This window comes from Duganella sp. Dugasp78 (assembly GCF_059491455.1).
In genome coordinates, this window is sequence record NZ_CP168506.1 from 5602633 (window position 1) to 5616548 (window position 13916).

A 13916-nucleotide genomic window follows, 5' to 3' on the forward strand; every position below is an offset into this window, starting at 1 on the left:
TTTAACTTTAGCTAGGATGCGTAACATGGCGGAATATAGTGAATTGTCGGTGCTGATCGTCGATCCTAATCCGGGGATGCGCGGCAGCCTGCACAACATGCTGAACCAGTCCGGCATCACCAAGATCGATTACGCGGTCAGTTCCGGCACGGCCATCCGCCAACTGGCCAAGAAGCCGTTCGACATCGTCCTGTGCGAGTACGACCTGGGCAACGGCAGCGGCGAGAACAACGGCCAGGACGGCCAGCAACTGCTGGAAGACCTGCGCCACCACAAGCTGATCGCGCCATCGACGATCTTCATCATGCTCACCTCCGAAGGCGTCTACAGCAAGGTGATCGGCGCGGCCGAGCTGACCCCGACCGACTACGTGCTCAAACCCTTCACCGTGGACGCGCTGCTGCAACGCATGCGCAAGGCGGTCGAGCGGCGCGACGTGTTCCTGCCGATCCACCAGCTGGTTGAAGCGGGCAGCATCCGCAAGGCCATCGGCGAGTGCGGCATCGCCGAAGAGAAGTATCCACGCTACGCGATCGAATTCGCGCGGCTGCGCGCCGAGCTGCTGGTGTCGCTGGACGAACTGGCCGACGCCGAAGTGGTGTACCAGGTCATCCTGATGAACCGCCCCATCGCCTGGGCGCACCTGGGCATGGCGCGCTGTCAGTTCGAGCAGCAGAAGTACATCGAGGCACAGGAGACGCTGCAGGAACTGCTGATCCATAATCCCAAGTTCATGGCCGCCTACGATCTGCTGGCGCGCACCCTGGAAGCGCTGGGCCAGCAGGAGGCGGCCAAGAAGATACTGGAGGACGCCGTCGCGATCTCCCCCAACATGGTGCGCCGCCTGCGGCACCTCGGCGAAGTGGCGTTCGAGACGGGCGATGTCGGCGTCGCCGAGAAGGCCTTCAAGCAGGTGGTGGCCAAGGCCAAGTACTCCGAGTTCCGCGACCCCGAGGACCACGTCAAGCTGGTCAAGACGCTGGTCAAGAAAGGCGACGCCAACCAGGCCAGCGGGGTGATACGCGATATGGAGCGCTCATTGCGCGCCAGCGCCAACGTCGACGCCTGCCGCGCGATCGCTGCGGGGCTACTGCAGGAAATGACGGGCAATATCACCGGCGCGGCGGCGGAGCTGAGCAACGCCGTCACCGCCATCGGCGCCAGCCGCGGCCTGTCGACCGGCCTGAAGATCGGCCTGGTGCACAGCTGCCTGAACGTGAAGCTGGACCAGCAGGCGTCGGAGCTGATGCTGAACCTGATGAACGACACCGAAAGCGGCGTGTCGATGGACGACGCGGTGCAGGTGTTTGAAAAGGCCGGCCGCCATGACTTGGCCGAGGGTATGGGCGAACAGATCAAGCATCACGTGGAAGAGCTGATCGCCCACGCGTCCGAGCAGCGCAGCCAGGGCGACCTGCGGGCGGCGGTCGATACGCTGAGCGCGGCCCTGCGCAAGGCGCCGGCCAATATGTCGCTGCTGCCGGCGGCGACGTCGGCGATACTCAAGCAGCTGGACGATCTGGGTTGGGAAGTGCCGCTGGCCGAACAATGCGCCTTCCTGCTGGAGCGCATGCGCAAGATCGATCCGACCCATCCCTCGCTGGAGGCGCTGCAGGCGCAGTATTCGCACACCCAACGCAAGTACGGTATCGCGACGGCGGCGTAATTACAGGATCAGCGAACCGGGGAAGTTGGACAGGTGGGAGATCAGGTACCACGTCACAAAATACAGGGCGCACAGCAGGAAGGCCGACACGATCGCGCGGTTGGCCGAGCTGCGCCCGCGCAGGAGCTTGAGTAGCATACGCACTGAGTCCTCCCTTCCACCTGTTCATCGAACCAAAACTGTACGCCGCAGCCCTGTGCTGGACAAGCCGGGAATCGCTGGTACTGTTTTTTGATGCCGACGGTATCGGATGGCGCGTCGCTAATCCGGTATCAGCGAGAAGACATGCGCGTCGACCGACGCCCCGCGCAGCTTGAGCCGGTTGCGCGCGACGCATTCGTGCGTGGCGCCGGCCTTGCGCGCCACGGCGGCGCTGGGCTCATTGCCTGCGGCGACGACAATCTCCACCCGCGCTTGATTCAGGTGCTGGAAAGCGTAGCGCGCCAGCGCGGCGGCGGCGGCGACCGCCGCGCCCTGCCGCTGTGCCGACTCCCTCACCCAGTAACCCAGGTTGCAGAAGCCGTTAACGGCGTTCAGCTGGTTCAAGCCGCCGCCGCCGACCAGCGTGCTGCCGTCCCGCAGGAAGATCCCGAATTCGTGCACGCTGCCTTCGGCGCGGCCAGCATCGCAAAACGCGAACCACGACAGCGCCTGCTCCTCCGTGTACTCCGCATGCGCCCACGACATTCATTTGCCGACGCTGGACATCGACTCGCAAATGGCCGCTGCAAACGCCGGCGCATCCGCTGCGATGAAGGGGCGCAGCAAAAAATTCCCTGCCTGTAGTTGCGTCATTGACGATCCTTTACGGGTCCATAGCCGCCGCCGCCTGGCGTTTCGATGACGAACAGGTCACCCGGCCGCATATCGGTCTTGCCGATGTGCGGCAGTTCCTCGACGCTGCCGTCCACCCGCACCACGGTGTTGCGGCCCAATGCGCCAGGCTCGCCGCCGGCCATCCCGAACGGCGGATGGATGCGGTTGTTGGACAGGATGGCCGCCGTCATCGCTTCGAGGAAGCGCACCTTGCGCGTGCCGCCGTTCCCGCCTTGCCACTGCCCCGCCCCGCCGCTGCCGTCGCGGATCGCATAGCTTTCCAGTCGAACCGGGAAGCGGAACTCCAGGATCTCGGGATCGGTCAGGCGCGAGTTGGTCATATTGGTCTGCACGACGCTGGTGCCGTCGAAGCCCGGCCCGGCGCCGGAGCCGCCGCTGATGGTTTCGTAGTACTGGTACTGCGCATTCCCGAACGTGAAATTGTTCATCGTGCCCTGCGCCGCCGCCATCACGCCCAGCGCGCCATACAGCGCATTGGTGATGCAAGTCGAGGTCTCGACGTTCCCTGACACCACCGATGCAGGATAGTGCGGATTGAGCATGGAGCCTTGCGGTATCAGCACCTTCAACGGTTTCAGGCAGCCCGCGTTCAAGGGAATCTCGTCATCGACCAGCGTGCGGAACACGTACAGCACCGCCGCCATGCACACCGCCGACGGCGCGTTGAAGTTATTCTCCAGCTGCGGCGAGGTGCCGGTGAAATCGATCTCCGCGTTGCGCCCGGCGTGATCCACCCGCACCGCCACCTGTATCTGCGCGCCGTTATCCAACTGCAGCGTGTAGGCGCCGTCCTTCAGCGCGCTGATCACGCGCCGCACCGCCTCCTCCGCGTTGTCCTGCACGTGGCCCATGTAGGCCTGTACCACCTCCAGGCCGAAATGCGCCACCATCTTGCGCAGCTCTTCCACGCCCTTCTGGTTGGCCGCCACTTGCGCCCGCAGGTCCGCCATGTTCTGGTCGGGATTGCGCGCAGGGTAGCGCGCGCTGGCCAGCATGGCGCGCGTCTCGGCATCGCGCAACTGGCCGCCGGCGGCGCCATCGACCAGCTTGAAGTTATTGATCAACACGCCCTCTTCCTCGATCACGCGCGAATCCGGCGGCATCGATCCCGGCGTGGTGCCGCCGATGTCCGCATGGTGGCCGCGCGAGCCGACGTAGAACAGGATGTCCGCGCCCGCCTCGTCGAACACCGGCGAGATCACCGTCACGTCCGGCAGATGGGTGCCGCCGTTGTACGGATCGTTGAGCATGAAGACGTCGCCGGCGCGCATCTGGCCGGCGTTCTCGCGCATCACGGTCTTGATGCTCTCGCCCATGGAACCCAGGTGCACCGGCATGTGCGGCGCGTTGGCGATCAGGTTGCCGTCGGCGTCGAAGATGGCGCAGCTGAAGTCCAGCCGCTCCTTGATGTTGACCGAGTACGCGGTGTTCTGCAGGCGCAGCCCCATTTGCTCGGCGATCGACATGAACAGGTTGTTGAAGATCTCCAGCATCACCGGGTCGGCGCTGGTGCCGATGGCGCGGCGTTCCGGCAGCGCCACCACGCGCCTGAGCACCAGGTGGTCGTGCAGCGTGACTTCCGCCTGCCAGCCCGGTTCGACGATGGTGGTCGCATTCGCCTCGGCGATGATGGCCGGGCCCTTGACGATATCGCCGATGCGCGTGGCGCCACGTTGATACAGGCTGGTCTGGCGCCATTTGCCGCCGGCGTACATCGGCACCACCGCATGCGGCATCAGGCCGGACACCCGGCGTGGCGCCGGCTCCACCGATTCGGACGGCGCGTCGGACTTGCCGATCGCCTCCACCGACACCGCCTCCACGATCAGGGCCTTGGACGGCATCAGGAAGGAATAGCGTTTGCGGTAGGCCGCTTCAAACTGCTGCCTCATGCTGTCAACGGTATCGAACAAGACGATCAGTGCGGAATCGGTCCCTTCGTAGCGCAGGTGCACGCGGCGTATCAGCACGATGCGCGCGTCCTCCACGCCCTGGTGCTGCAGGTCGGCGCGCGCCTGGCGGCCCAGCGCATGCAGGCGCGCTTCGAGTTCTTCCAAACCTTCCTCGTTCAGGCGCTTTTCCACCGCCGCCTCGCGCATCGCCGTCTGGTCGGCCAGGCCCATGCCGTAGGCCGACATCACGCCGGCCAGCGAATGCACGAACACCGTCGTCATGCCCAGCGCATCGGCCACCAGGCAGGCATGCTGCCCGCCCGCGCCGCCAAAGCTGGTCAGCGTGTATTCGGTGACGTCATGCCCGCGCTGCACCGAGATCTGCTTGATCGCGTTGGCCATATTGCCGACGGCGATTTCGATGTAACCCTCGGCCACCTGTTCGGGCGTGGTCTCCTTGCCGGTGGCGGCCTTGATCTGCACCGCCAGGGCCGCGAACTGCGCGCGCACGGCGTGGGCGTCGAGCGCCTGCCGGCCTTCCGCGCCGAACAGCTGCGGGAAATAATTAGGCTGGATCTTGCCCAGCATGACGTTGCAGTCGGTGACAGCCAGCGGACCGCCGCGCCGGTAGCTGGCCGGCCCGGGATTGGCGCCCGCGCTGTCCGGGCCGACGCGATAGCGGCTGCCGTCGAAATGCAGGATGGAGCCGCCGCCCGCCGCCACCGTGTGGATGCTCATCATCGGCGCGCGCATGCGCACGCCGGCCACCTGGGTTTCGAACACGCGCTCGAACTCGCCGGAGAAATGCGAGACGTCGGTCGAGGTGCCGCCCATGTCGAAGCCGATCACCTTGTCGAAGCCGGCCAGCTTGCTGGCGCGGACCATGCCGACGATGCCGCCGGCCGGGCCGCTGAGGATGCTGTCCTTGCCGTGGAAGGCGCGGGCGTCGGTCAGGCCGCCGCTGGACTGCATGAACTGCAGGTTCACGCCAGGCAGTTCCTTCGCCACCTGGTCGACGTAGCGCCGCAGGATGGGCGACAGATAGGCGTCGACCACGGTGGTGTCGCCGCGCGCCACCAGCTTCATCATCGGGCTCACCTCGTGCGACACCGAGACCTGGGTAAAGCCCATCATGCGCGCCATCTCGGCCACCTTGACCTCGTGCGCGTGATAGCGGTAGCCGTGCATGAAGACGATGGCCAGCGAACGCAGGCCCATGTCGTAGGCCCCGGCCAGCCCGGCGCGGGCGGTCTCCATATCGAGACCGGCAACGGTGTCGCCATGCGCATCCATGCGCTCGTCGATTTCGACGACGTGGCTGTACAGCAGCTCGGGCAACACGATGTGGCGGTCGAACAGGCGCGGACGGTTCTGGTAGGCGATGCGCAGCGCATCGCGAAAGCCGCGCGTGATGGCCAGCGCGGTCGGCTCGCCCTTGCGCTCCAGCAGCGCGTTGGTGGCCACCGTCGTGCCCATCTTGACCGCGCCGATCTGCGCCACCGGAATCGGCTTGCCCTTGGCGACACCCATCAGCTGGCGGATGCCGGCGATGGCCGCGTCGGCATACTGTTCGGGATTCTCGGACAGCAGCTTGAGCGTGCGTAAGCGCCCATCGGGCGGTCGCGCCACGATGTCGGTAAACGTACCACCCCGGTCTATCCAGAATTGCCAATCCATGCATGCCTCGTTACGATGACTGAAGCGTATATTGTAGTGGCTCGGTCGCGCGCGGGACAGCGGCCTTACAAGATAATTAGATGCTAAAATTGCACCATGAACCCACTCTACTCCTGCGCCGAACTACGCGCCATCGAACAAGCCGCCAGCGCTGCGCTGCCCGAAGGTGTGCTGATGCAGCGGGCCGGCCAGGCCGGCGCCAATGCCGCGCTGGACCTGCTGCCGTTCTCCACCGCCAAGGCCAGGGTGCTGGTGCTGGCCGGCCCCGGCAACAACGGCGGCGACGCGCTGGAGACGGCGGCCCACCTGGCCTACGCCGGCGCGCAAGTGACGATCCTGCATTTCCCTCCACAGTCGACGCCGTCCACCGAGCGCGCGGTGGCGATGCAGCGCGCGCAAACCAGCGACGCCCGCTTTGCCGACCTCGATGCGGTGGCGGTGGCCGGCGTCGAATGGACGCTGGTGGTGGATGGCTTGTTCGGCATCGGCCTGCGGCGGCCGCTCAGCGGTGCGCTGCGCGAGCTGGCCGAGGCGGTCAACGGCCTCAAATGCTCGGTGCTGGCGCTGGACCTGCCCAGCGGCCTCGATGCCGACACCGGCGCCATCGTCGGCCCGGACGGCGTGGCCATCCACGCCACCCACACCGTCACCTTCATCGGCAACAAGCCGGGCCTGCACACCTGCGACGGCCGCGACTACGCGGGCCTGGTGGACGTGTCGCGGCTGGACATCGACATCGGCCATTTCAGGCCGGCGCGGCTGCACCTGAACGACGTCAAGTTTTTCTCGCGCCACCTGCGCTCGCGGGTCCACAACTCGCACAAAGGCAGCTACGGCAACGTGGCGGTGATCGGCGGCGCGCGCGGCATGAGCGGCGCGCCGTTGCTGGCCGCGCGCGCTGCACTCAACAGCGGCGCCGGCCGCGTCTACGCGCTGTTCGTCGAGGACCCGCTGGCCTACGACAGCGCCCAGCCGGAGCTCATGTGCCGGCTGGCGGACGATTTCGACATGCGCTCGTCCACGCTGGTGATCGGCCCCGGCCTGGGCGCGTCGCGCCAGGCCTCGGCACTGCTGGCGCGCGCCATCGCCAGCGACAGTGCGCTGCTGGCCGACGCCGACGCCCTCAATCTGCTGGCGGCCGACCCGGCCCTGCAAGCGGCGCTGGCGCAGCGGCCGGCCGGCTGCATATTGACGCCGCATCCGCTGGAAGCGGCGCGGCTGCTGGGCATCACCATCGCGGACGTGCAGTCCGACCGCGTGGCCGCGGCCCGCAGGCTCGCGGCCAAGCTGAACGCTAATGTGGTGCTGAAGGGTTCCGGCACGGTGATCGCCGCGCCCAACGGCGACGCCGTCATCAACACCACCGGCAATCCGGCGCTGGCCAGCGCCGGCACCGGCGACGTGCTGTCCGGCCTGTGCGGCAGCCTGCTGGCGCAAGGCTGGCCTTTGTGGGAAGCCGCGCTGGCCGGGGTCTGGCTGCACGGCATGGCGGCCGATGTGCTGGTGACCGAAGGCACCGGGCCGATCGGCCTGACCGCCGGCGAACTGGTGCCGGCGATCCGTGTCGCGCTGAACCGCATGGTCCAGCACCACGGCCGCTGACCGTGATTTAAACCAGGCGTCCCGCCGCGATGGTGATGGTGCGGCTGCAGCGCGCCGCCATCGCCGGGTCGTGCGTGACCAGCACCAGCGTCGAGCCGTGCTGGCGATTCAGGTCGAACATCAGCTTGATGACCGCCTGGCCGGTGGCCGCGTCCAGGCTGCCGGTGGGCTCGTCGGCGAACAGCAGCGGCGGCTCGGTGACGAAGGCGCGCGCCAGCGCCACGCGCTGCTGCTCGCCGCCGGACAAATACTTGGGGTAGTGCTTCAGGCGGCTGGCCAAGCCCACCCGCTCCAGCATGATCTGCGCGCTTTCGCGGGCATGGCTGGCGCCGCGCAGCTCCAGCGGCAGCATGACGTTTTCCAGCGCCGTCAAATGCGGCAGCAGCTGGAAGGACTGGAACACAAAGCCCAGCTTTTCCTTGCGCAGCGCGGCGCGGCCGTCCTCGTCCAGCGCGTAGATATCAACGCCATCCAGCACCACCTTGCCGGCGCTGGGCGTGTCCAGCCCAGCTAGCAGGCCAAGCAAAGTCGACTTGCCGGAGCCGGAAGCGCCTACAATGGCGAGCGTCTCGGCTTTTTGCACGGTAAAATCCAGTTCGTGCAAGATCGTCAGTTCGCCGCTGGCGTCGGCCACGCGCTTGGCCAGGCCGCTGACGGCGATGGCTGGCTGCGCACCGGACGCCGGCGCGGCCGCGACGCTGGCCGCCACGCCCGGACCGTCCGGCATGAAATTGGAAGACGCTTTAGGAAAATCAGGCATGCTGAATGTGTTAAATAGTTTATCAAGAAAGCTGGGTGCCCGGGCGCTGGCCGCGCTGCTGCTGGCATCGGCGGCGGCAAGCGCCTATTCTGCACCAAAAACCGTACTGGTGCTCGGCGATAGCCTGTCGGCCGAATACGGCCTGGCGCGCGGCGCCGGTTGGGTCGCGCTGGCGGAACAGAAAATCAGGGACCAGAAGATCGACGCCACCGTGGTCAACGCCAGCGTCAGCGGCGAGACCACCAGCGGCGGCCGCACGCGCCTGCCTGCGCTGCTGCAAAAATACAAGCCAGCGCTGGTGGTGATCGAGCTGGGCGCCAATGACGGCTTGCGCGGCCTGCCGGTGGCGGCCGCCGAAGCCAACCTGCGCGCGATGGCCGACGCCGCCGCCAGGGCCGATGCCAAGGTCATGTTGATCGGCATGCGCATGCCGCCCAACTACGGCCGCGACTACGCCGACAAGTTCTACGCCATGTACGGCTCCCTGAGCAAGGAGATCAAGGCGCCGCTGGTGCCGTTCATGCTCGACGGGATCGCCGACCAGCCGCAGATGTTCCAGCCGGACCGTCTCCATCCATTGGCCACGGCCCACCCTACCATCCTGGCCAATATCTGGCCGGTTCTCCAGAAAAGTATCAAGGCAAAATGAAGTATCCAGAAATTATCGGCTTCGACGAGGTGCTCCAGCAACTGGACCGCTTCGACGCCATCATCGACGTCCGCAGCCCGGCCGAATTCGCGCTCGACCATCTGCCCGGCGCCATCAACGCGCCGGTGCTGGACGACGAACAGCGCATCCGCGTCGGCACCATGTACAAGCAAATCGGTTCATTCGAGGCCAAGAAGGTTGGCGCCGCGCTGGTGGCGAAAAATATCGCCGCCCACATCGAGGCGCAGTGGCTGGACAAGCCACGCGAATGGCGGCCGCTGATCTACTGCTGGCGCGGCGGCAACCGCAGCGGTTCGATGGCGCACATCCTGGCCAAGATCGGCTGGCCGGCGGCGCAACTGGACGGCGGCTACAAGGCCTTCCGCGCCCACGTCAACGCGGCGCTGGAACAGGCACCGGCGCTGAACTTCAAGGTCATCTGCGGCACCACCGGCAGCGGCAAGAGCCGTCTGCTGGAGGTGCTGCATGCGAACGGCGCCCAGGTGCTGGACCTGGAGCAGCTGGCCGCGCATCGCGGCTCGGTGCTGGGCAACCTGCCGAGCCAGCCGCAACCCGGCCAGAAGGCCTTCGAGACCGCGATCTGGAACACGCTGCGCGGCTTCGATCCGGCGCTGCCGGTGTTCGTCGAATCCGAGAGCAAAAAGGTGGGCAACCTGCGCGTGCCGGCCGCGCTGATGGACACCATGCGCGCTTCGGACTGCATCGCGCTGACGCTGTCGCGCGCGAATCGCGTGCGCCTGCTGATGGAGGACTATGCGCATTTCACCGACAGCCCGGCTTCGCTCAACGAGCAGCTGGAATACCTGTTGGCCTTGCACGGCCGCGAGAAGATCAAGCGCTGGCAAGCCATGGCCACGGAAGGCGCGATGCCGGCCTTGGTGGAGGAGCTGCTGGCCGACCACTACGATCCGGCCTACCTGCGCTCGATCGACCGCAACTTCGTCAAATACGACCGGGCGCTGCCGCTGGAACTGGAGGATATCGACCCCGCCGCCTTCCTCCGCGCCGCGCAGAGCCTGATGGCCGGCGCCGGCGAACGGTCCTGAGCCTGCCGCCAAAAACACAAAACCCCGAAGTCGGCTTCCAACTATCGGGGTTTTTGTTTACGCTGCGACGCGATCAACTTTTCTTACTTCGGCGGCCGATGAAGGACAGTATTCCCAGACCACCCAGCATCATGATGTAGGTCTCAGGCTCCGGCACTGGATCGACGTTCAGCGTGCCGGAATAGCTGGCGGTAATGCTCTTCGTGGTGCCAGTCACGGTCAGCTTCAGCGGTCCCGTGACCCAAGTCGGGTCGAGCGAACCCCACTCGAAACCGCCGTTGGGCGAGAACGTCAAGGCATTGCCGTTCAGGTCGGCCGACAGGAAATCGATATCGTGTTTAACGCCCAGGCTCATGGTGTGGATGTAGACATTCAGCAAGCTGGGGCCCACGCTTGGGTTGAAATTGAAGACGTCCGTAAAGTCGCCTACCAACACATGCGTCATCCCAAGATCGGCGCTGTAACCCATTGCAGGAGTCCCGCTTAACGCGACATTCACAGTCTGACTATCGCCAGTGGCGGCATAACTTGTCATCGAGGTGGCCGCCAGCACAGTCCCGATAAAGAGCGATTTTAGTTTCATATTTTTCCCGGTAAGAAAGTGAAAACCAAAGGTACACCTGATGAGCCCGGTGCGTTTTCAAAGTTACACCTGCCAAATTTTCATGTCAATAAATTATTCCAAAAGAACAACTAACTTACATAGCAAAGTCTGAGGCGGCGGGAGGGAAAATGGGGAGGAGGCGGTGCGGGCGCACCATGAGAGGAAGGGCACTGCGAGGCCGGGAAGCGCGGGCGCGCTTCCCGGTGAACCAACTTACTTCACTTCTACAACTGTGGTTTTTGTGATCGGTTTCAGGATCTTGACCTTGGCCTTTTGTTTCAGCAAGTCAATGTACTCGTACATCTCTTGCTGGGCCACAATGCTGTTGATCTGCTCGGCTTCCGACTTGCGGCGGGCCTCGTCCTGCACCTCAGGCTGCTGCACCTTGCCGATGCGGTAGATGCCGTAGCCCATGCCAGGCACGTCCACGCCAACGTAGGCTGGCAGCTTGGCGGTATCGGCCTTCATGATTTCCTGCATCGCCAGGCCGTTCACGCCTTCCGGCTTGGAACGGGAGACCAGCTTGGCAGCGCCGAAGCCGGTGGCGTCGCCGGATTTCTTGAACGCGGCCAGTTTCTCGGCACCGGTTTTGGCAGCCAGCTTGGCGGCTTCTTCCATCGTCACGCGCTGGCGGATGGCGGCATCGACTTCGGCCAGCGGACGCTTGCTGGCGGGCTTGAATTCAACGATACGGCCAGCCACCAGGGTGCTTGGCGCGGTCTCGATGGCTTCGGTGTTGCGCTTGCTGCTGATCGAGTCGTTGCTGAACAGCGCGGCCAGGAACTTGGCGTTGTTGTACGGCGCGGGACCGGCCATCGGCGACGGCGTGCGCGACACATTGGCGGCGGTCTCGATCTTCAGGCCCAGCTTGTCGGCGACCGGCTTGAGGCTGTCCGACTGCTCATAGACGGTGTTGGTGAAGGCTTCCGCCATCTCGGAATACTTCTTGGCGGCCTTTTGCTTTTTCAGCGCAGCGGCAACCTCGGTTTTCACTTCATCCAGCGGCTTGACGACGGCTGGTTTCAGCGCGGTCACGGTCAGCACGTGGAAGCCGAAATCCGACTGCACCGGGTCGCTGATCTCGCCCTGCTTCAGCTTGAGCACGGCCGCTTCGACCGGTGCCGGCAGCGCGCCCTTGGTGACGATGTCCAGATCGCCACCCTGCTCGCCCGATACCGGATCTTCCGACTTGGCCTTGGCGACCTTGGCGAAGTCGCCTGGGTTCTTGCGCAGCTCGGCCACGATGGCGTCGGCCTTGGCCTTGGCGGCGGCCACTTCAGCGGCGCTGGCGCCCTTCTTCAGTGCGATCAGGATGTGGGCGGCGCGGCGGCTTTCCGGCGCGGTGAAACCGGCCTGGTTGGCGGCGTAATAGGCGGCCACTTCGGCGTCGGTCACGGCGACCTGGCTCATGACGGCATCGCTGTTGAACACCACGTACTCGATTTTTGCCTGTTCAGGCACTTCGAAGAACTTGGCGTTCTTGTCGTAGTAGGCCTTGACCATGTCGTCGGTGATCTTCACCTGTGGCACGAAGTCGGCCACTGGCAACAGCAGTTCCTGCACTTCGCGTTCCTGCGCGCCGATATCGGACAGGGACTTGGCCACGGCACGCGGCGCGAAACCGGTCGACTGGATGGCGTTGCCCAGCTGTTGCAGGGTCAGGTCGCGACGGATGCGCTGGTCATACATGCTCGGCGTCATGCCTTGCGCGGCCAGGATGGTCTTGTAGCGCTCCATGTCGAACGCGCCTTCGCCACCGAACTGCTCCTTGATGACTTTTTGCAGCTGGGCATCGCTGACGCTCAGGTGCGAACGCACCACCTCGGCAGCCACCGCGCGCTCGGCGATCAGCTGGTCGAGGATGTTTTGCTTGAATTCGGGAGTGTCGAACATCTTCTGGTCGAACTGCGCGCCCAGGCGCTGGCGATAGCTGTCCAGCTGGTTGCGCACGGCGTTGTCGAACTCTTGCTGGCTCAGGGGTTTGCCGTCGATTTTGGCGATCGTATTGGCGTCATCGCCGAAGCTCTTGTAACTGCCGAGACCAACGAAGGCGAACGACGGGACGATAATGATCGCCAGGAGTATCTGCATCAAACGTTGATGGGTACGAATAAATTCAAACATGGTCTGCCAATTCGGATTGAGTGGAACTTGCACATACAAGATTCCGGTTGCGGGATTTTACAGAGAGCCCCCCTCTATAGCAAGAGTAAATCCTTGGCAAAACAGTCACGCCGCCGCAGCGGACAACAAAATGGCCGCCAGGGCGCGCGTGGTGCGGCGCAGCAGCGCAAGCCACGCGCCGGCCGACATGGACAAAGAATGCCATCTGTAAATATTTGTTTCCAAAGAAGATAATGTCCGCGAGCGCGGCATTTAAAGAGGCAATATTCCGAATTAATACTGGCCGGAAAAAGAAAAACCCCGCAGCTAATACTAGCTGCGGGGTATCTTGTTCTTGGCGGAGCGGACGGGACTCGAACCCGCGACCCCCGGCGTGACAGGCCGGTATTCTAACCAACTGAACTACCGCTCCTTTGGTGTTGCTATTGTCGTATTTTGTTGGCGGAGCGGACGGGACTCGAACCCGCGACCCCCGGCGTGACAGGCCGGTATTCTAACCAACTGAACTACCGCTCCAACAAAACACTGGGTACTGCTTTTTACTGCCTGCAAAACTGGTGGGCGGTGAGAGGCTCGAACTCCCGACCTAAGCCTTGTAAGGGCTCCGCTCTACCAACTGAGCTAACCGCCCGTTTTGCCTTTAGTGAGCAACTTTACTGCTTGCTGCTCACTGAAGTCCGTTAGTTTACAGCATCTTTCAAAGCTTTACCAGCTTTAAATTTAGGAACTTTAGCTGCGTCGATGATGATCTCTTCTTTGGTGCGCGGATTGCGGCCGGTACGGGCAGCGCGTTCGCTCACGGAGAAGGTGCCAAAGCCGACCAGGGTGACGCTGTCGTTCTTTTGCAGGGTGGTGGTTACACCGTCGATCACCGCGTCGAGTGCGCGTGCAGCAGCCGCTTTCGAAATATCAGCGGTAGTAGCAATATGGTCGATCAATTCAGTCTTATTCAAAGCAATTCCCCGTCACAAAGGTTATATCGTTTTAGCCTGCGGATAACGGTATTTGAATACCGTTACCGGGCCGAGAAAAATCTCA

General features: G+C 64.1%; 11 protein-coding genes and 3 tRNA genes. 4 read left to right on the forward strand and 10 right to left on the reverse strand.

Annotated features, from left to right (window positions below; genetic code table 11):
- Positions 1-25: 25 nt before the first annotated feature.
- The gene (locus tag ACEN9O_RS24835) at positions 26-1666 is read left to right on the forward strand and encodes a response regulator (protein WP_495614472.1); all 1641 of its coding nucleotides are present in this window, start codon (positions 26-28) and stop codon (positions 1664-1666) included.
- Here the strand turns inward: ACEN9O_RS24835 and ACEN9O_RS24840 are convergent, their stop codons facing one another.
- The 3 genes from ACEN9O_RS24840 to ACEN9O_RS24850 form a co-directional block, all read right to left on the reverse strand.
- Positions 1667-1804, reverse strand: coding sequence for a hypothetical protein (locus tag ACEN9O_RS24840; protein WP_495614473.1), 138 nt, complete (start codon positions 1802-1804; stop codon positions 1667-1669).
- A gap of 123 nt (positions 1805-1927) precedes the next feature.
- Complete coding sequence (locus ACEN9O_RS24845; protein ID WP_495614474.1) at positions 1928-2353, reverse strand: GNAT family N-acetyltransferase; 426 nt, start codon at positions 2351-2353, stop codon at positions 1928-1930.
- A gap of 104 nt (positions 2354-2457) precedes the next feature.
- Positions 2458-6072 carry a hydantoinase B/oxoprolinase family protein gene (locus ACEN9O_RS24850; protein ID WP_495614475.1) on the reverse strand — a complete coding sequence of 1205 codons (3615 nt, stop codon included), beginning with the start codon at positions 6070-6072 and terminating at the stop codon, positions 2458-2460.
- A 96-nt stretch (positions 6073-6168) separates the two neighbouring features.
- On the opposite strand from ACEN9O_RS24850, the gene ACEN9O_RS24855 reads away from it, so the two are divergent.
- A complete protein-coding gene (locus ACEN9O_RS24855; protein ID WP_495614476.1) occupies positions 6169-7674 on the forward strand; it encodes an NAD(P)H-hydrate dehydratase in 1506 nt (501 codons plus the stop codon).
- Between the two features lie 7 nt (positions 7675-7681).
- Here ACEN9O_RS24855 and ACEN9O_RS24860 read toward each other — a convergent pair whose 3' ends face one another.
- Positions 7682-8401 carry an ABC transporter ATP-binding protein gene (locus tag ACEN9O_RS24860; protein WP_495618537.1) on the reverse strand — a complete coding sequence of 240 codons (720 nt, stop codon included), beginning with the start codon at positions 8399-8401 and terminating at the stop codon, positions 7682-7684.
- A 31-nt stretch (positions 8402-8432) separates the two neighbouring features.
- Between ACEN9O_RS24860 and ACEN9O_RS24865 the strand changes: the two genes are divergently transcribed.
- Both ACEN9O_RS24865 and mnmH read left to right on the forward strand, forming a co-directional pair.
- On the forward strand, positions 8433-9083 hold the full coding sequence (locus tag ACEN9O_RS24865) for an arylesterase (RefSeq protein ID WP_495614477.1): 651 nt from the start codon (positions 8433-8435) through the stop codon (positions 9081-9083).
- Positions 9080-10150, forward strand: coding sequence for a tRNA 2-selenouridine(34) synthase MnmH (mnmH, locus tag ACEN9O_RS24870; RefSeq protein WP_495614478.1), 1071 nt, complete (start codon positions 9080-9082; stop codon positions 10148-10150). The genes ACEN9O_RS24865 and mnmH overlap by 4 nt, the downstream gene beginning before the upstream one ends.
- A gap of 73 nt (positions 10151-10223) precedes the next feature.
- Here the strand turns inward: mnmH and ACEN9O_RS24875 are convergent, their stop codons facing one another.
- The 6 genes from ACEN9O_RS24875 to ACEN9O_RS24900 all read right to left on the reverse strand — a co-directional run bounded on the left by ACEN9O_RS24875 (position 10224) and on the right by ACEN9O_RS24900 (position 13831).
- Positions 10224-10733, reverse strand: a complete 510-nt coding sequence (locus ACEN9O_RS24875) for an FxDxF family PEP-CTERM protein (protein ID WP_495614479.1) — start codon at positions 10731-10733, stop codon at positions 10224-10226.
- 234 nt (positions 10734-10967) lie between these two features.
- Positions 10968-12878, reverse strand: coding sequence for a SurA N-terminal domain-containing protein (locus ACEN9O_RS24880; RefSeq protein ID WP_495614480.1), 1911 nt, complete (start codon positions 12876-12878; stop codon positions 10968-10970).
- A gap of 335 nt (positions 12879-13213) precedes the next feature.
- A tRNA-Asp gene (locus ACEN9O_RS24885) sits at positions 13214-13290 on the reverse strand.
- A 27-nt stretch (positions 13291-13317) separates the two neighbouring features.
- Positions 13318-13394 (reverse strand) — tRNA-Asp (locus ACEN9O_RS24890).
- A 39-nt stretch (positions 13395-13433) separates the two neighbouring features.
- A tRNA-Val gene (locus ACEN9O_RS24895) sits at positions 13434-13509 on the reverse strand.
- A 49-nt stretch (positions 13510-13558) separates the two neighbouring features.
- Positions 13559-13831: an HU family DNA-binding protein gene (locus ACEN9O_RS24900; protein ID WP_008448340.1), complete on the reverse strand. Its 273-nt coding sequence runs from the start codon at positions 13829-13831 to the stop codon at positions 13559-13561.
- Positions 13832-13916 lie beyond the last annotated feature (85 nt).